This is a genomic window from Exiguobacterium sp. SH3S1 (genome assembly GCF_004337105.1).
GTDB classification, from domain to species: domain Bacteria; phylum Bacillota; class Bacilli; order Exiguobacteriales; family Exiguobacteriaceae; genus Exiguobacterium; species Exiguobacterium aurantiacum_A.
Genome location: NZ_SJUW01000004.1, coordinates 17,844 through 34,932 on the forward strand (window position 1 = coordinate 17,844; position 17,089 = coordinate 34,932).

Below are 17,089 nucleotides of genomic sequence, written 5' to 3' on the forward strand. Positions count from 1 at the left end.
CCCGTATACTAAAAGAAATGACTGAAATGAGGAGACGACATGGAACAAGACTCCCGCAAGAAACGCTCCGTGTGGACAATCGGTCTGCTCGTGCTTGGCCTCGTCCTGCTGATCGGCGGTTCGGCCTTCGGCTACTTCGTTTTCAAGGCGAACGAGACGACAGAGACCACGAACAGCGAACTGACGCGTGGCGACAAATCGGAACGTCGCGACGACACGATCGATTTGACGAAAAATCACTTCTCCGTCCTGCTCGCCGGCGTCGATGGCGGCGCCTCGCTCGAAGAGGGACGGACCGACTCACTGATGGTGGCGACGTTCAACAAGGAATCTCGCCAAGTGACGCTCGTCAGTATCCCCCGCGACGCGTACGTCGATATCGTCACGGAGGACGGCGAGTTCAAGGACAAGATCAACCATGCGTATGCGTACGGCGGCATCGACACGACGATCGCCACGGTCGAGACGCTGTTTGACATCCCGATCGATTATTACGCGACGATCAACTTTGACGGCATCGAAGACCTCGTCGACGCGGTCGGCGGCGTCGAAGTCGACGTGTTGATCCCGATCTCAGGACGGGCCACCGGCAACGTCGAGCTCGAACCGGGCGTCCAGATGCTAGACGGCAAGGAAGCACTCGCCTATTCCCGCATGCGGAAAGACGACCCAGAAGGCGACATCGGCCGGGCCAAGCGCCAACAACAAGTGCTCGAGGCCATCATCAACGAGGCGACGACGATCAATTCGTTCACGAAGCTCAACCGGATCATGACTGCGGTCGGCAATAATATCCGAACGAACATGTCGCTCTCCGAGGCGTCCCAGCTCCAGCCGTATACGAAATCACTCCGCTCGTTCAACCAAGAGACGCTAGAAGGCGGCGACTTGACGATCGGCGGCGTCTACTATTATGAGTTGGACCAGGCGGATTTGAACGATAAGCGGGCACTGTTGAAAACAGAACTCGGTCTTCCGGTCACGACCGAAGACAGTGGACCTGACCCAGGCGACGGTTTTAGCGAGACGACGACGTATTGACCTAAAAAAACGACCAAGGACATGGCGTCCTTGGTCGTTTCTATGTGTATATCCAAGTCACGTCTTCGCCCGGCCGAGCAGGCGGCGTGACGTCCGGATGATCGGTTTGTAGTTCGGGTGGATCAACTCCGTCGACTCGACGATCAGTTCGATGACGATCAAGACGATGACGAACGTGATGACGGCACCGACCATCGTCGTCTTCGCGAACAGAATCGAGGCGATGCCGAAGAAGAACGTCATCCCATACATGAGGAGCACCGCTTGGCGCGTCGTGAACCCCATATCGATCAATTGGTGGTGCATGTGTGACTTGTCAGGCGACATCGGCGGGCGCCCTTGGACGAGCCGGCGGACGATCGCGAAGATCGTATCCGAGATCGGCAGTCCGAGCAAGAGGACCGGCACGACGAGCGAGAACAGTGTCACGTTCTTGAAGCCGATCAGCGAGAACACGGCGAGCATGTAGCCGAGGAAGAGCGCACCCGTGTCCCCCATGAATATCTTCGCCGGGTAGAAGTTGTGGACGAGGAACCCGAGCGTGCTCGCGAGCAGCAAGAGCGCCATCATCGTCAAATAGACGTTCCCTTGAATGATGGCCAGGAGCGCGATCGTCCCGAGCGCGATGCTCGAGACCCCGGCGGCGAGACCGTCGAGGCCGTCGATCAAGTTGATCGCGTTCGTGATCCCGATCAACCAAAGCACCGTCACCGGGATGCTCCAAGCGCCGAGATAGAGCTGTTGGTCGAACGGCAAGTTGATGAGTTCGATCCGCATCCCGGCGTTCAAGACGACGACCGTCGCGATCATCTGCCCCATCAACTTGATGCGGGCGTTCAACTGGAACCGGTCGTCGATCAGGCCGGTCAAGATGATGATGACCGCTCCGATCAAGATGGCCTCGTTATAACGACTCGTCGGCAACAACAAGGCGTAGCCGATCAGGAAGGCGATGAAGATGGCGAGGCCGCCGATTCGCGGCATCGTCCGTAAATGTACTTTTCGGGCGTTCGGGTGATCGACCGCTCCGATCAGAAAAGCGAACCGGCGAACGAGCGGCGTGATCAAGATGGCCATCACAAAACTGACCAACATGGCAATCCATAACATGGCCAACTTTCCTCTCTCAAAAAAATAGACTCTGGCGAATTATAGCATATTTCCCGTCACCAAAATCGTATCAGAAATGTTACAACAAAAAATCCGACGAGCGGTCTCGTCGGATAAAAGTCAAGCGTGTGCTGGTTCAGTCGTGATTTCTTCAGCTGATGCATATGTATATAGTCCACGCCCGACTTTCTTGATTTCCGGGTTGACCGATTCGATCTTGACCATCAATTGGTAGATGTTGCTAATGTGGTGACGGTAGCGAAGCTCGAGCTCCATCTGGATGTCACGCACACTCATCGTCTGCCGTTCTTTCAAAAGGTCTGTGACCTGATGGACGTAAACCTCGAGCGGATAACGTTGATTGACGCGACGCGGACGCAGCCGTTTTGATGGATCTGTCGACAGCTCTTCTTCCCGTTTGTCCCGGCTCAGTTCAGAAATTAAGTATTCGGCCCGGCGCTGTAATTGACGATACGACTCCTCGATCTCCATCAGTTCCCGATAGATATGTTCGTTGATGTTCGTAGATTCCATACACAATTCCCCTTCTACATCCAATTGAACTTCTCGATTACCTATTTTAAATCAAGATTTTCTAATTATTACTTATTATCTTCTAAAAGTGTAACGGAGGTGTAATGTGTTTGTCATCTGTTTTTGGGCATTTTTGTCTTTTTAGGACTTTTGGCCCACAAAAAAAGATGACGACTGTTCGGGGCAGTCGTCATCTCACGGAAGATGAACGTAGTCTGTCACGCGCCGGCGCGTTCGAGGATGCGTCGGAGCGAAAGTTCATCGGTCGAAGCGACGATGAGGTCTGCATGACCAAGCATCGACTCTTCCCCGACGGCGACAGCAAACATGTTTGCCGCTTTGATTGCAGTCACGCCTGCGGCTGCGTCTTCAACGCCGATGGCATGTTCGGGTTTCACGCCAAGGGCAGAGGCAGCCTTCAAAAACACTTCGGGATGTGGTTTTGAGTCGGCGACAGTTGCTGCATCGACAATGTGATCGAAGTAATGGCGGACACCAAGTGCGTCAACGACCGCGAATGCGTTCTTTGAAGCAGATGCCATTCCGATTTTGAGACCGGCCTCTTTAATTTCATCAAGAAATGAAACGATGCCAGGAAGCAAATCGGCCGAAGAGATATGCTGAATGAGTTCAACGTAATGCTCGTTCTTCTTCTGGGCGAGTTCCGCCTTTTCATCCGGGGTGAAATCGTCCTGTCTTCCGCCGAGCGCAAGGATGCGTTCGAGCGAGTCAGTCCGGCTCACGCCTTTGAGCGTCTCATTGAACTCGCGGTCAAATGGAATGTCGAGCTCTTCTCCGAGTTGTTTCCAAGCGAGGTAATGGTACTCCGCGGTGTCAGTGATGACACCGTCCAAATCAAAAATGACTGCTTCTATCGTCGACATACATGCTTTCCGCCTTTCCTTCAAATGTTTGTGTCCTCAGACTACATTTAGGGAACTTGACAAGTACCCGTTGCACGATTGGTCAATGATGCAAACGGTTGCACTTGTTCGATTTCTATTATATCGGATAACGCCTCATCTATGCAACCGCTTTCGCAGAAAAATAAAAAATAGGAAGAGCGCTTCGCTCCTCCTACCATTTTACAATTGAATACCGACGACTTTCACGTTCACCGCTAGCGGTGTCATCGCGAGCATCGTATCCATGTCTTGGGTGATGCGCTCTTGGACGGCCGTCACCGTCTTAACGATCGATTGACCGTAAGCGATGTAGAGCGACAAGTTGATGATGACGCCTTCCGACGACTCATCGACTTTGACGTGCTTCATGAGCGCACGTTCTGAGAGTTTCGTGTCTTCTTGTGTGAACGACACGTGTTTCGTTTCTTTGACGACGACCGCGGCGATCATCTCGACGACGTGGCGTGAGACGTTGACGTCTCCTTCTGTACTGTTCATTCCATTTTCATATGGCATGCTGTCACTTCCTTAGCTCTAGTTTCGGTTTCCATCTAAAGTGTAGCGGAAAACCGCCGTTTAGAAAAGGGTTTACGATTTTCGGTCTTTCACGTCCTGCGCGCGGCGGACGTCGATCTCGACGAGCGGCCTCAACATCCGGACGGCCGGCGGGCTGATGATGAGCAGGACGATGAGGCAGGCGACACCGAACAAGACGAGCAACTGTTGCCATGACGTCGGCATGAATCCGGCCGGCACGAACGCCTTCCAGGCGACGATTAAAAACACATGGACCAAGTAGACGTATAGACTATACTTCCCTGCCCGCGTGAACACGGGCAACTCACGCCCCGGCACGATGAGCGCGAAGCTGACGGCCATGAGCGTCGACACCGTATAGACGATCAAGAAAGCGAACGGGCCGCTCCAAATCGCCTCCGGCACCGCCGTCTCGTAGGCGAACCGGAACTTGAACAAGTTGCCGACATGATAGAACGTGCCTTCTTTTTGAAAGCTCATCGAGGCGAGCAGTCCGAGCGTGAGCACGGTGAAGACGACCGCGCCGCCGATTCGGTAGCGATTCCGTTGCTCGGCCCGCTTCGGCAACTCGAAGAAGTTCATCGTGTTGCGCTCACTCATCCAGTTGCCGATCAAGAAGAACGGATAGAACATGATGACTTTCCGGAGCGCGAAGAACCCGGTCGATTCTTCTTGGAAGCCGAACAACAGGGCGAACAACAGCGCATAGAGCACATACCCTTTCAACTGGGTCACGTACGGCGTGATGACGTACCAGATGACGATGGCCATCAAATACCAGAGCGCCCAGTACGGCTTGAGCACGTTCAGTCCCGGGTTCTCGAGCGACAAGAGCGGGACCCCTTCCGTGAAGGCGAACCACGAGCCGAGAATGACTTGCCAGATCACGTAGGCGACGAACAGCTGGATGACACGCAAATAACGGTTCTCCCGGAAGAAGTAACCGCTCAGCATAATGAATAACGGCATATGAAACGTATATAAGAACAAATAAACCCACTTCGGCAGTAAATCGTCGTAGGCACCGCGCACATCGGTCAGCAAGTGACCGAAGACGACGAGCAAGACGAGTACGCCTTTAATATTGTCGTACCAATGATTTCGCATAGCGTCCCCTCTAGTTCTCCTGTTGCTTTTCCTCTTTGATGTTGGCGTATCGCTTCTGAGCGACGACCCGGATTTCAGCCGTTCCCTGCACCGATCATGTTTCGTTAAGTTGGCGTTTCTTTCGCTCCCACCACTTGAGCAGGACCGCCTTGTCCTCAGCCGGGACGTGCTCGAACAAATGATCGACTTCTTCGGTCAGTCCGAAGACGACGAGCTCGGGTTCTGTTTGTAACGTCTTCATCAGCTTATCGAATTCGGTGAAATAAGCGTTCAACTCACCCGGCGCGACCGAATGAATCACATCGGCCTGCCTTTCCACATATTCGACGAAATAGTTTAGATAAAAGACCCGCACAACGTTTGTCGCAACCGGGTCGGTGAATGCGGTCGCCTCTTTGACAAACTTCGCCCCTTCCCGTAATTGAGTGAATTTGAATAGATTCCGCGGATTCGGCTCGGCTAGCTTTTGGATGGCATCGACGAGTCGGTGGACCTCTTCTTGTTCGAACCCTTCGTTGAAGTATCGGTTCAACGTCGTCTTCACATCGTTGTGCTGTTTATACAAGCCGACGACGAGCTCAATCAACTCATCTTGAGTGAAACGCTTCAACTCGGCACGCAGTTCGCCGACTTTTAGCTTCTTCATCTGACCACCCACTTCATTTTTTTCCTTTCCCATCATAGCCGATTTTTACGAGCGATGAAATTACGATTCAACAAAAAAATGATGACGTCATTGTCATCATTCCCCGTATCTGCCGCTTGCAAGCCGAATCGTTAACAAATCTTCATGCGCGAGCAGGTTTTGCGCGTATTCAAATGGACGAGAGTGGGTAGAGTATAGTATAGTGGTTTTACTAAATAATCAGAATATTCTAATAAAGGAGGTGTGGAGAATGGCTTCTGTCATCCGTAACCGTCATCACGTGGTCCATGACCCGAAACGTTCGTTCTCTAACTTTGGATTTTGGTGGAGTATCGGCGCGTTTACGATCGGTTTATTCATCATCGCTTTCGAACCGCTCCGTGAACGGTTCAACGCCTTACATCCGGTCGCTTCAGTCTTGTTCCTGATTGGCATCTCGTTCGTGGCCGGTGTCGTCATGAAGCTCGCCCGTGACGTCTGGTGGCTCAACTACCTGCTCGAGCGCACGTCGAACCGGTACATGTATGTCGGGGCGGACACACTCCGGAGCTGGCAATACACGCTCGACTCGATCTGGTTGTTGACCCGCACCTCACAAAAAAAGCTCGGCCGACTGTACATCCAAATCGACCGAACCGTTCGTGCTGAAGAAGCGAAACGTATGTTCGCTGCCTATTTGATTGATCGTGGCGTCCTCGTCGTCTACTCGAGATCGTCCAAACCGAAGAAAATGGCCTGACCGTTTCAATCGATTAACGGCACAACCCATGCCCGAGCTGCTTCGACTTCCTCCATTCGCAGCTCGTGCCCGCCCCCGTGATAGAAGAGCTCGACGTCCGCTCCGGCTTCCCGTAGCGTCGACGTCAGCTCTTCTGTTTCTTGTTTCGGACAAATCGGGTCACGCTCGCCGGCCGAGATGAACACGGTCGCACCCGTCAAGTCAGGGAGCGTGAGCGAGCGGTCCGGTACCATCGGATGGAACAAGAGCGACGCTTTGAACGCGTTGTCCCGGTATAAGGCCGATCCGATCAAGTTGGCACCGTTCGAGTAGCCGAGCGGGATCATCTTGTCGCGGGCAACGCCGTATTTAGCTGCCGCCTCGTCAAGAAACGTGAGGAAGCGCTCCGTCTGTTTCTTCAAATCTTCAAGGTCTAACACGCCTTCCGCATGACGGCGGAAGAACCGGGACATGCCGTTCTCGAGGACGTCGCCCCGGAGCGTGAGAATGTTCACTTCAGTTGATAGTTCACGGGCGAGCGGGATCAAGTCCTGCTCCGTCCCGCCTGTACCGTGCAACAAGACGAGCGTCGTCTCGGTCGTGCCTTTAATGAATTGATGAATCATATTCTGTCTCCTCTCGGGATTGTGATGATGGGTAGCGTTCGTGTGATCTTGTCGCGGTCGACTTCGAGCCAGTCCGGCAGCTTCAGCGCGCTACCGAGTTCGTCGATCGTTTCATCAACGAGGAACCCTGGTGCGTCGGTCGCGAGCTCGTGCAAGATGCGTCCTTCGTCATGGAAGTAGACCGAGCGGAAGTAGTGCCGCTCTCTCACCTCGGTCGGACTGAGGCCGCGGTCAAAGATCGCGTCTTGCCACGTCGTATACTCGTCGCCGTCCGCGATGCGCCAGGCGATATGGTGGACCGTCCCCGCACCGGGCACGCCGTTCGGGAGGACGGCCTTTTTGACGTCGATGACGTTGCCGTAATCGGCCTCGCCCTCGAGTCGGACCCATTCCGAGTCTTCCCCCGTCTTCGTGAAGCCAAACAGCTCGGTCAATAACCGCACCGTCGCCTCCGGGTCTTTCGACAGGAGCGTCGCCCCGGCGAACCCGGTGATCGCTTGTTGTTTCGTGATACCTGACACGAGCCAGTCCGTCTGTTTCGTGCTCGCCCGCGCGACGAGCTCGACGACGAGTCCGTCCGGGTCTTCGAACAACAGTGACGGCTCGCCGAACCGTTCGGTCGCGACCGTCGCGACACCGTGGGCTTGCAGGCGACTCTCCCAAAACAAGAGGCTGCCAACTGGTACGAGATACGCGGTGACACCGACCTGCCCGCTGCCGACGCTGCCTTTCCCGATACCCGGGATCGGGAAGAACGTGATGACCGTCCCCGGCGTCCCGGTTTCATCCCCAAAGTAAAAGTGGTACGTACCCGGGTCGTCGAAGTTGACCGTCTGCTTGATGAAGCGGATACCGAGGACGTTGCCGTAAAAATCTAATGTGCGTTGCGGGTCTTTCACCATCGCCGAGATGTGATGGATACCTGCTGAGTGCGTCGTCATGACGTATCCCCCTTTTTCATTATCTTGATTTCAAGATAAATCATTTTCGATAAAAAGTGAAACTTTTTGCTCACAATGCCGTACGCTAAGAGTAGACACCTAAATAGGGAGGACTTACATATGACTTTACAAATTGATCGTGTATCGAAGCAGTTCGGGGAGTTCACGGCCGTCGACGACTTGAGCTTTCACGTCCCTAGTGGCGAGATGTACGGCCTGCTTGGGGCGAACGGTGCCGGCAAGACGACGACGTTCCGGATGATCTTAGACATTTTAAAGCCGACTGACGGCACGATTCGCTGGGACGGACGCAACGTCGACCACCGCATCGTCGGCTATTTGCCGGAAGAGCGCGGCCTGTATCCAAAGTCGCCCGTCCGCGACCAGCTCGTCTTTCTCGCCAGCCTGAAAGGCATGAAGTCAACTGAGGCGAAACGTGCCGTCAAGTCGTGGCTCGAACGACTCGAGATCCCGCAGTACGAATTGATGCGTGTCGAACAGCTGTCAAAAGGAAACCAGCAAAAGATTCAGTTGATCGCGGCGCTGCTCCACAACCCAGAACTGCTCATTTTAGACGAGCCGTTCAGCGGCCTCGATCCCGTCAACGTCGAGATCTTGAAGCGTGAAGTGCTCGCCCTGCGCGACGAAGGGACGACGATCGTCTTCTCGAGTCACCGGATGGAGCACGTCGAAGAGCTGTGCCAACATATCGGCATCTTGAAAGGCGGCCGCGCCGTCGTCAGCGGCGATGTCCCGACAATCAAGTCGCATTACGCCGAGCCCGTGCTCTTCATCGAGACCGATCGCGTCGACGTCCTCACGGCACTCCCGATCGTCAAAGCGGTCGAACCTCATCGCAACGGTCACCTCGTCCGGCTCGACTCGTTCGAAGGCAGCGACGCGGTGCTCGGCGCCCTCGTGCAAGCAGATGCTTCCGTCAAGACGTTCATGCGCCAACCCGTCTCGCTCAACGACATCTTCATCAAGGAGGTAGGCAGCCATGTTTCATAACTTCAAACCATTGTACGCGTTCACGCTACGCTCGAAACTGCGGTCGAAGGCGTTCCTCATCTCGACAATCTTGACGATTGTGTTCATCCTCGGCTTCACGAACATCGACCGCCTGCTCGCGAACTTCGAGGACACCGATCAAGGCCAGGCGCTCCTCGTCACGCAAAACGCCGAACTGACTGAAATCATGCAGTCGCTCGGTTACGAAGGGGTCGAATCGGCCGATATCACCGAAGCCGAGGCGCGCGTTGGGCTCGATAACGGGGACTACGAGATCGTCGCCTTCACCGACGGCGCTTCGGCCCGCGTCTTGTCCGACCGTCCTGAGCCCGATTTCACGACACTCCTGCAGACGGCGCTCCGCGAAGTCCGCAACGCCGAGCTGATCGAGACGTCGAACATCGATCCGACCGTCCTCGCCGCCTTGAACGAGCCGGTCCCAATCGAGGAGTCTTACCTCGGCCGTGGCGGCGAGAACTCAGAAGAGCTGTTCTCGTCATTCGCGTTCGTCTACATCATGCTCATGCTGCTTTACGTATCGATCATCACGTACGGTTCGATGATCTCGACCGAAGTGACGACCGAGAAGTCGTCGCGCGTCATGGAACTGATCATCTCGACGACGCATCCGGTGACGCACATGCTCGCCAAGATCTCAGCGATCGGTACGCTCGCCCTGTTACAGATCGGCATCTTCCTCGGGTTCGGTTACTTCAGTGCCCGCAGCAATGAGATGGCCCAATCGGTCATCGACAACGCCGGCAACGCCCGGGCCGTCATCTACTTATTGACGTTCTTCACGCTCGGCTATCTGCTCTATGCGGCCATGTTCGCCGTCCTCGGCTCGCTCGTCAGCCGTGTCGAAGAGTCGCAGCAGATGACGATGCCGGTCATCATGCTCCTCGTCGCCGGTTTCCTCGCCGCGATGTTCGGGTTGAATAATCCGGACGCGCAGATCGTCACGATTTTGTCGTTCGTCCCGTTCTTCACGCCAATGCTCATGTTCCTCCGCGTCATGCTCGTCGACGTACCGGTCTGGGAAGTCGCCTTGTCGATCGGCATCATGCTCGGCTCGATCGGTGTCATTCTCTGGGTCGGTTCGAAGTTCTATCGCGGCGGCGTCCTGTTCTACGGGAACAACGCGATTAAACAATGGCGTCAAATATTACAAAATCGCCAATAACGTTTACAGCATTTTCGTTTTCGTATACTCTAAAGAATGTGCAAAATGAGGAGGAAACGAACTATGCGATCACGATTACTCGCAGCCTTGATCTTTACATTCATGACGACGCTCACGACGTTCATCTGTTATACCGTCTTCTTAGAGGCCGACGCGTTGTGGCAAATCTTGCTCGCATACGCGGGCAGCACGTTCCTCGGAACGCTCGCGTTTTGGTATCCGGTCAGTCGACGTTCTGAGACGTCAAGGTTCGGCGGCGCGTGGATCGGGATTTTGATCACGCTGACGACACTCGTCGGATTCACGATCATCCGCTTCACCGTTCGCGGTGATGCCGCTTCCTTACTCGACTGGCAGACGATGCTCGCGAGCCTCGCCTATACGTTCGGTTACATCGGCTGGGTGCTCACGATTCTCAACATCGTGCTCGGCTTCCTGCTTGCCGGGACGAAACCGAAAGTGCGTTATGAAGCAAGACCAATGCGTTAAATCAAAAGCAGCCGTTCTGAGCAGAACGGCTGCTTTTTTGTGCTCACTGCAACTTATACGACTTATCGACGATGCCAAACTCCGTATATTGGAACGAGTTATCGACGAACTGTTCTGGGACGAGCTGATCGACGTAGCGGGCGAACGGGACGATGCGATGTGTCGCCTCATGCGTCCGTCCGAGGTCGAGCACGGCATCGACCAACGCTTCTAACGCGTGGTGCGACGTCGGTTCCTCGTCCTCTTCAAAGATGCGGCGCAGTTCCTCTTCGTGCATCAAGTCGAAGATGCGCATGCGCGTCTCGAGCTGATGCTGCATGTCTTCTGTCGACTTCCCGTGCATCGCTTCTTCATAGGCGAGCTTCATCTGTTCGAGTTCAGGGGCTTTGCCTTTCATGAGCACCTTCAAGGACTCCCCCGTCCAAATGTGCCGTGCCAAGTAGTTCGCGTCAATCTTCAGCGCCTCGGCGAGCGCCTCTATGTAAGGCATCGTCGGGTACACTTCACTGAGCTCGGTCCGGCGAATAAAGTACGGAGCGACACCGATCTGTTCGGCGAGTGCCTCGATCGAGATACCCGTCCGCTCACGCAAGATTCGGATCCGGTCCCCATAACCCCGGTACGGTGCATTTTTACCATCCATTGAATTCTACCCCCTCTTTTCCATTATAGTTCCCGAATCCACAAAAAAATACTCGGAAGCGCATGCTTCCGAGCAAGTGGTCGAATTAATTATTTTTTCGTCAACTCGACGACTTCAGATGAACCGGCTGTAACGTTGTCGCCTTCAGCAACAAGTTTGTTCACAGCGAAGCTGTCATGGTTCGTGATGATGATCGGTGTGATCGTCGACGGTGCGTTCGCTTTGATGAAGTCAAGGTCGAACGTGACGAGCGGGTCGCCTGCTTTGACGGCTTGGCCTTCCGTGACGTGCGTCTCGAAGCCTTCACCTTTAAGGTTGACCGTGTCGAGACCGATGTGGATCAAGTACTCCGCACCGTTGTCCGCGTTGATACCGATCGCGTGTTTCGTCGGGAAGACCGTCGCGATTGTCCCGTTGACCGGTGACACGACTTTTCCGTCTGTCGGTTCGATGGCGATGCCATCACCCATCATTTTTTGTGAGAACACTTGGTCAGGCACGTTCGTAATATCGATGACTTTCCCTGTAAGTGGTGACACCGCGTTCAGTTGCTCGTCTTTACCACCAAAAAGTTTTTTAAAGAATCCCATAGCTTAATCCCTCCAACATGTTCTGTTAATCAAAGTCTTAGCTTTTATACCCGAAAAGCTATTACTTCAATCCCTACCCTATTCACGGTATAGTTGTATCAAGGTAGTGCGAATTCGTTTACACATCGTAAGAATACGAGTGTGCAATCGCTTTTGCAAGCCCTTTTTACACTTTATAAAAATTTCACATGATGGAGGCGCTTACAATGACGACTTTCACAAAATTGTCATACGAACGGCCCGACGTGGACGCTTTAAACAGCCGATTGTCGGACTATTCAGTCGAATTGCAGCAAGCGAGCACGCTCGAAGAGGCGAACGAATTGATTCGCCAAATCAACCAGGAACGGAACGCGTTCGAGACGCAAAGTCAGCTCGTCGCGATCCGCCACTCGATCGATACACGCGATGCGTTCTACGAAGCCGAGCAGACGTTCTTTGACGACGCGTTGCCGGTCTACGAGAAAGAAGTCCAGGCGTACTATCGCGTCTTGACGGAGCACGACCTCCGCAGCCAGCTCGAAGCGGAATGGGGCAGCCAATTGTTCGAACTCGCGGAACGGGCACTCAAAACGTTCGACGAGTCGCTCATCCCGAAACTGCAAGAAGAGAACCGACTCGCGACGAGCTATCAAAAAGTGATGTCGGCCGCACAGATCGAGTTCGATGGCAAGACGCTCAACTTGTCACAGTTCGGCCCATACTTACAGTCACCCGACCGGTCGGTACGAAAAGCGGCGTCCGAGGCGCGTTATACATACCTCGCCGACAACGGTGACGAGCTCGACCGCATCTATGGCGAACTCGTCCGCGTCCGGACCGAGATCGCGCACACGCTCGACTTCCCGTCGTTCGTCGAACTCGGCTACGCCCGGATGCAACGCGTCGGCTATGATGAGTCGATGGTCGACAACTTCCGTAAACAAGTGCGCGACGTCATCGTCCCGCTCGCGACGACGTTAAAAGACAAGCAAGCGAAACGCATCGCCGTCGATACGCTCCGTTACTATGACGAATCGTTCGTCTTCCCGGACGGCAACGCGACACCGCAAGGCGACGAGTCGTTCATCATCGAGGGCGGCAACAAGATGTACCGTGAGCTCTCGGGCGAAACGGACGAGTTCTTCCAGTACATGCAAGAGCGCGGCGCCCTCGATCTTACGGCGAAGCCCGGCAAAGCCGGCGGCGGTTACTGCACGTACTTACCGTCTGAAGGTCTCCCGTTCATCTTCTCGAACTTCAACGGCACGGCCGGCGACATCGACGTGCTCACGCACGAGGTCGGTCACGCCTTCCAAGTATATGAGAGCCGTCATTTGACGACACCGGAATACGCGTTCCCGACGTACGAGGCGTGTGAGATCCACTCGATGTCGATGGAGTTCTTCTGCTGGCCGTGGATGGAGCTGTTCTTCGGCGACCAGGTCGACAAGTACAAGTTCAACCACTTGGCCGGAAGCGTCACGTTCCTCCCGTACGGCGTCCTCGTCGACGAGTTCCAGCACATCGTCTACCGGAAGCCCGACATGACGGCAGAAGAACGTCGTCAGGCGTGGCGTGACCTTGAGAAGGTGTACTTGCCGCACCGCGACTACGAGACGAACGACTACCTCGAGTCGGGCGCATGGTGGCATCAACAAGGCCACATCTTCCAGAGCCCGTTCTACTATATCGACTACACGCTCGCCCAAGTTTGTGCCTTCCAGTTCTGGGTGCGCATGCATGAGGACCGTGAGTCGGCGTGGAGCGATTACCTCACACTCTGTCAGGCCGGCGGCAGCCGCTCGTTCCTCGAGCTCGTCGAACTGGCCGGACTCAAGTCACCGTTCGAAGACGGTGTGTTAAAAGAAACGCTCGGACAGATTGAAGACTATCTATTGAAGCACCCGTTAGCGAACTGAAGATAGAAAAAGGGTGAGTCCGCATGGGCTCACCCTTTTTGTCCTCAAATCACATCTAACGGTTCTTTCCCGCTCGGCGGCGGGAACGCCTCGTCGAGCGCTTTGAAATCTTCTTCAGTCAGATTGAGGAGCAGCGCCGCCCCGTTCTCTTCGACGTGCGCTTTCTGCCCCGCTTTCGGGATGGCGATGACGTTGCCGCTCCGGACCGTCCACGCAAGCAGGATTTGAGCCACCGACGCATGATACGCCTCAGCGATCCGTTTCACCGTCTCGTCGTTGAAGATCTTCTCTTTCACGTCGCTGCCTTCGGCGAGCGGCGAATAGGCCATCACCGGGATGCGCTGCTCTTCTAGGAACGGCAACAAGTCGTGCTCGATGCCGCGGCTGCCGAGATGATACAGCACTTGATTGACCGCGCAATGCTTCCCGTTCGGCAAGGCGAGCAGTTCTTTCATGTCGTCGACGTCAAAGTTTGAGACGCCCCACGCCCGGATCTTCCCGTCTGCTTTCAACTGTTCGAGCCCGTCGACCGTCTCCTTGAGCGGGATGTCGCCGCGCCAATGCAACAAGTAAAGGTCGAGATAGTCGGTGCCGAGCCGTTCGAGCGTCGCGTCGCACGCCTGCACGAGCTTATCGCCCCCCGCGTTATGTGGATACACTTTCGAGACGAGGAAGACGTCCTCGCGACGGTCTTGGATCGCTTCCCCGACGAGTGTCTCCGACTTGCCTTCCCCGTACATCTCGGCCGTGTCGATGACGTGTAATCCGCAGTCGAGACCTGTCTGTAACGCCTCGATCTCCGCGTCATGTTTTGATGCGTCATCGCCCATGCGCCACGTGCCTTGACCGAGGGCACGCATCTCGCGCCCGTCCGGCAATTTGACCACGTGTTGTTTCAATGCCGCCAAAATCAGTGTGTGTGGAATTCGGTTCATGTTGTTTCCTCCTTGATCCATTGATCGTGCAACGGCCCTGTCGTCCCGAAGACGGGATCGGTCGCCGGTTTGTCGACGCGTTCGATTCGATGGACGTTGTCCGGGCGTTCTTCCGGCTTGCCCGTCAACGTGTCATAGTCGCGTCCTTCCGGATACGCCCCAACGATTTCGAAGTCATCGCTCGCCTCGAGTCGACGGTGTCCCGTCCCTGCCGGCAGGATCAACACGTCACCCGCATTCAACGAGACGAGATCGCCGGTCGCGCCGCCGAGTTGAACGGTCGCACGGCCTGACCTCACCCCGAGCACCTCGTGCGTGTTGCTGTGATAGTGGTGATAGTCGAACACGCCGTTCACCCAACTGTTGCCCCAACCGTTATGCTCGAACGTCGCCTGGATGCCGTCCGCCTCATCGAACACGCGTCGGTATAACAGCACCGGGTAATACGGGTTGTTCGGTATCGAGCCGTCATCTTTAAACCGATATGTGGACATGTCCATGTGATCGCCTCCTTGTCTCTGACACTGTACCCGACTTATAGAGGATATAATCGACACAAAAAAATGACCCGACCCTTTAATAAGGGCCGAGCCACTGAGTTAGCGTACTTCGCTCTCGAGCTGTTTCAACTTCGTCGAGTAGTACTCGATGATGTCACGGCGTCGGATGATGCCGATGAAATACTTGCCGTCATCGACGACAGGCACGAAGTTTTGGTCGGTGATCGCATCGACGAGCTCCTCGATTTGCGCCGTGATCGATACCGGTTTATAGCGTATGCGTTGTTTGATGTCTTTCAGGCGAGTCCGGAGCACTTTCTCGTAATCTTCTTCCCCGCGAAGTTGTTCGGCGAGTGCCCACAGTAAATCTCCTTCCGTCATCGTACCGGCGTAAAAGCCATTCTCGGATACGAGCGGCACCGAGGTGAAGCGATGATGCTTCATCTTCTCGAGCGCTTGCCGCACCGTCGACTCCGGGTCTAAATATTTGACGTCTTCTTTCGGATATAAAAAGAAAGCGATGTTCATATATAATCTCTCCTCAATCTGTTAATCCACCACGCTATTGTACCATGAATCATAGGGTTGACCGCAATAGTTGACCACACCCCACAATTATTTCACCCTCCTTTCATCAGTTGCTGTCACAGAAAAAAGTCCTTTACAAGAACAGGACCGGCGTGACACGTCATCAACAGAAAACTGGAAAGTAACTCCAATTATTTATACCCTGTACGCATCAATTCTACCCATCCGAGTCCATTAAAAAAGACGCCTTTCGATCAAGGCGTCTCGTCTAATCAGATAAAATGTAACATCGTTTGATTGAACTTCTCCATCTCATCGAGCACGGTACCGTGACCGCTCTCCTCGAAACGCTCGATGCGCGCGTTCGGGATGCCTTTTTCCATCTCTAGGGCAAACTCGAACGGACAGACTTTGTCGTGCACGCCATGAATGATCAGCGTCTCGACGCCGACTTTCGGCAAGTCTTCACGAAGGTCCTCGTCGCGGAGCGCTTTCGCCGAGGCGATCGTCCCGTGGCTCGAGGCGATGAGCGACAAGCTGTGGAACCAGTTTTGCGTCGGTTTCGAGTGTTCTTTCTCGAAGAAAATCTCGCCGAACCCTTCGAGCATCTTCGGCCGGTCTTTCATCGTATCTTCGATCAAGGCGTCGACTTCTTCCTTTGTCATCCCGTACGGATAGTCCGGCCGTTGCGTGAACACCGGTGCCGCCGCGCCGGCGAGGATGAGTTTTTTCAAACCACCGTCCGGATAATCGACCGCATAACGGATCGCGATCGCCCCACCCATCGAGAAGCCGACGAGTGTGAAATCTTTGACACCGAGGCCGTTGACGACCATGTTCACGTCAGACGCCATCGTCTCGTAGTCATAGCCCGTAGCCGGTGCGTCCGACTTCCCGTAACCGCGGTAATCGATGCCGACGTAGCGATAGCCCGCCTCCAAGAGCGCGTTCTTCTGATACTCGAACATGTTGTTGTTCGCCGGCCAGCCGTGCAAGAAGACGACCGCGTCGCCCGTTCCGACGTCCTCGACAAAAATAGACGTCCCGTCATGTGCTGTAATGTAATTCCCCATCATTCAAAACCCCCAATCGTATTGTTGAGCGTTGTGCGCCGTACGTTTGCCCACAACCCATCTGTTCCCGT

General features: G+C 54.7%; 20 protein-coding genes. 6 read left to right on the forward strand and 14 right to left on the reverse strand.

The annotated features are described in order from the left end of the window. The first annotated feature begins 39 nt into the window (after nucleotides 1–39). Entirely contained in the window at nucleotides 40–1,041 is a 1,002-nt protein-coding gene (locus tag EVJ26_RS05790; protein WP_131470051.1) for an LCP family protein, read from the forward strand. 57 nt (nucleotides 1,042–1,098) lie between these two features. On the opposite strand, the gene EVJ26_RS05795 is transcribed toward EVJ26_RS05790, so the two are convergent. From EVJ26_RS05795 to EVJ26_RS05820, 6 genes are all read right to left on the reverse strand, one after another. Next, nucleotides 1,099–2,151: a glycosyltransferase family 4 protein gene (locus tag EVJ26_RS05795; protein ID WP_071398025.1), complete on the reverse strand. Its 1,053-nt coding sequence runs from the start codon at nucleotides 2,149–2,151 to the stop codon at nucleotides 1,099–1,101. Between the two features lie 120 nt (nucleotides 2,152–2,271). Beyond that, nucleotides 2,272–2,685 carry a Rok-like winged helix domain-containing protein gene (locus tag EVJ26_RS05800; RefSeq protein ID WP_131456604.1) on the reverse strand — a complete coding sequence of 138 codons (414 nt, stop codon included), beginning with the start codon at nucleotides 2,683–2,685 and terminating at the stop codon, nucleotides 2,272–2,274. A gap of 218 nt (nucleotides 2,686–2,903) precedes the next feature. Next, on the reverse strand, nucleotides 2,904–3,569 hold the full coding sequence (gene pgmB, locus EVJ26_RS05805; protein WP_131456602.1) for a beta-phosphoglucomutase: 666 nt from the start codon (nucleotides 3,567–3,569) through the stop codon (nucleotides 2,904–2,906). 201 nt (nucleotides 3,570–3,770) lie between these two features. Next, entirely contained in the window at nucleotides 3,771–4,106 is a 336-nt protein-coding gene (locus EVJ26_RS05810; protein ID WP_131438761.1) for an Asp23/Gls24 family envelope stress response protein, read from the reverse strand. Nucleotides 4,107–4,178: 72 nt separating this feature from the next. Further along, nucleotides 4,179–5,234 carry an acyltransferase family protein gene (locus tag EVJ26_RS05815; protein WP_131456600.1) on the reverse strand — a complete coding sequence of 352 codons (1,056 nt, stop codon included), beginning with the start codon at nucleotides 5,232–5,234 and terminating at the stop codon, nucleotides 4,179–4,181. A gap of 94 nt (nucleotides 5,235–5,328) precedes the next feature. Further along, nucleotides 5,329–5,880: a hypothetical protein gene (locus EVJ26_RS05820; RefSeq protein ID WP_131456598.1), complete on the reverse strand. Its 552-nt coding sequence runs from the start codon at nucleotides 5,878–5,880 to the stop codon at nucleotides 5,329–5,331. A 250-nt stretch (nucleotides 5,881–6,130) separates the two neighbouring features. Between EVJ26_RS05820 and EVJ26_RS05825 the strand changes: the two genes are divergently transcribed. Then, nucleotides 6,131–6,619, forward strand: a complete 489-nt coding sequence (locus tag EVJ26_RS05825; protein ID WP_070328625.1) for a restriction endonuclease subunit S domain-containing protein — start codon at nucleotides 6,131–6,133, stop codon at nucleotides 6,617–6,619. Between the two features lie 5 nt (nucleotides 6,620–6,624). Here EVJ26_RS05825 and EVJ26_RS05830 read toward each other — a convergent pair whose 3' ends face one another. Both EVJ26_RS05830 and EVJ26_RS05835 read right to left on the reverse strand, forming a co-directional pair. Then, a complete protein-coding gene (locus tag EVJ26_RS05830) occupies nucleotides 6,625–7,224 on the reverse strand; it encodes an alpha/beta hydrolase (RefSeq protein ID WP_070328624.1) in 600 nt (199 codons plus the stop codon). Continuing rightward, nucleotides 7,221–8,165, reverse strand: a complete 945-nt coding sequence (locus EVJ26_RS05835; RefSeq protein ID WP_131470053.1) for a VOC family protein — start codon at nucleotides 8,163–8,165, stop codon at nucleotides 7,221–7,223. The genes EVJ26_RS05830 and EVJ26_RS05835 overlap by 4 nt, the downstream gene beginning before the upstream one ends. Before the next feature lie 120 nt (nucleotides 8,166–8,285). On the opposite strand from EVJ26_RS05835, the gene EVJ26_RS05840 reads away from it, so the two are divergent. The 3 genes from EVJ26_RS05840 (at nucleotide 8,286) to EVJ26_RS05850 (ending at nucleotide 10,848) form a co-directional block, all read left to right on the forward strand. Next, the gene (locus tag EVJ26_RS05840; RefSeq protein WP_131470055.1) at nucleotides 8,286–9,176 is read left to right on the forward strand and encodes an ABC transporter ATP-binding protein; all 891 of its coding nucleotides are present in this window, start codon (nucleotides 8,286–8,288) and stop codon (nucleotides 9,174–9,176) included. Next, complete coding sequence (locus EVJ26_RS05845; protein ID WP_131470056.1) at nucleotides 9,166–10,359, forward strand: ABC transporter permease; 1,194 nt, start codon at nucleotides 9,166–9,168, stop codon at nucleotides 10,357–10,359. Before EVJ26_RS05840 ends, EVJ26_RS05845 begins: the two co-directional genes overlap by 11 nt. A gap of 63 nt (nucleotides 10,360–10,422) precedes the next feature. After that, entirely contained in the window at nucleotides 10,423–10,848 is a 426-nt protein-coding gene (locus EVJ26_RS05850) for a hypothetical protein (protein ID WP_070328620.1), read from the forward strand. A 43-nt stretch (nucleotides 10,849–10,891) separates the two neighbouring features. On the opposite strand, the gene EVJ26_RS05855 is transcribed toward EVJ26_RS05850, so the two are convergent. Both EVJ26_RS05855 and EVJ26_RS05860 read right to left on the reverse strand, forming a co-directional pair. Further along, nucleotides 10,892–11,491 carry a helix-turn-helix domain-containing protein gene (locus EVJ26_RS05855; protein ID WP_016509316.1) on the reverse strand — a complete coding sequence of 200 codons (600 nt, stop codon included), beginning with the start codon at nucleotides 11,489–11,491 and terminating at the stop codon, nucleotides 10,892–10,894. A gap of 89 nt (nucleotides 11,492–11,580) precedes the next feature. Then, nucleotides 11,581–12,081, reverse strand: coding sequence for a PTS sugar transporter subunit IIA (locus tag EVJ26_RS05860; protein WP_070328619.1), 501 nt, complete (start codon nucleotides 12,079–12,081; stop codon nucleotides 11,581–11,583). A 206-nt stretch (nucleotides 12,082–12,287) separates the two neighbouring features. On the opposite strand from EVJ26_RS05860, the gene EVJ26_RS05865 reads away from it, so the two are divergent. Continuing rightward, a complete protein-coding gene (locus tag EVJ26_RS05865) occupies nucleotides 12,288–13,982 on the forward strand; it encodes a M3 family oligoendopeptidase (RefSeq protein ID WP_131470057.1) in 1,695 nt (564 codons plus the stop codon). A 44-nt stretch (nucleotides 13,983–14,026) separates the two neighbouring features. On the opposite strand, the gene EVJ26_RS05870 is transcribed toward EVJ26_RS05865, so the two are convergent. The 4 genes from EVJ26_RS05870 to EVJ26_RS05885 all read right to left on the reverse strand — a co-directional run bounded on the left by EVJ26_RS05870 (nucleotide 14,027) and on the right by EVJ26_RS05885 (nucleotide 17,018). Then, entirely contained in the window at nucleotides 14,027–14,917 is an 891-nt protein-coding gene (locus EVJ26_RS05870) for an aldo/keto reductase (RefSeq protein WP_131456586.1), read from the reverse strand. Further along, entirely contained in the window at nucleotides 14,914–15,417 is a 504-nt protein-coding gene (locus EVJ26_RS05875) for a cupin domain-containing protein (RefSeq protein WP_131469153.1), read from the reverse strand. The genes EVJ26_RS05870 and EVJ26_RS05875 overlap by 4 nt, the downstream gene beginning before the upstream one ends. Before the next feature lie 99 nt (nucleotides 15,418–15,516). Further along, complete coding sequence (locus EVJ26_RS05880) at nucleotides 15,517–15,945, reverse strand: CBS domain-containing protein (protein ID WP_016510664.1); 429 nt, start codon at nucleotides 15,943–15,945, stop codon at nucleotides 15,517–15,519. A gap of 272 nt (nucleotides 15,946–16,217) precedes the next feature. After that, nucleotides 16,218–17,018: an alpha/beta fold hydrolase gene (locus EVJ26_RS05885; RefSeq protein ID WP_131456584.1), complete on the reverse strand. Its 801-nt coding sequence runs from the start codon at nucleotides 17,016–17,018 to the stop codon at nucleotides 16,218–16,220. Between the last annotated feature and the right edge of the window lie 71 nt (nucleotides 17,019–17,089).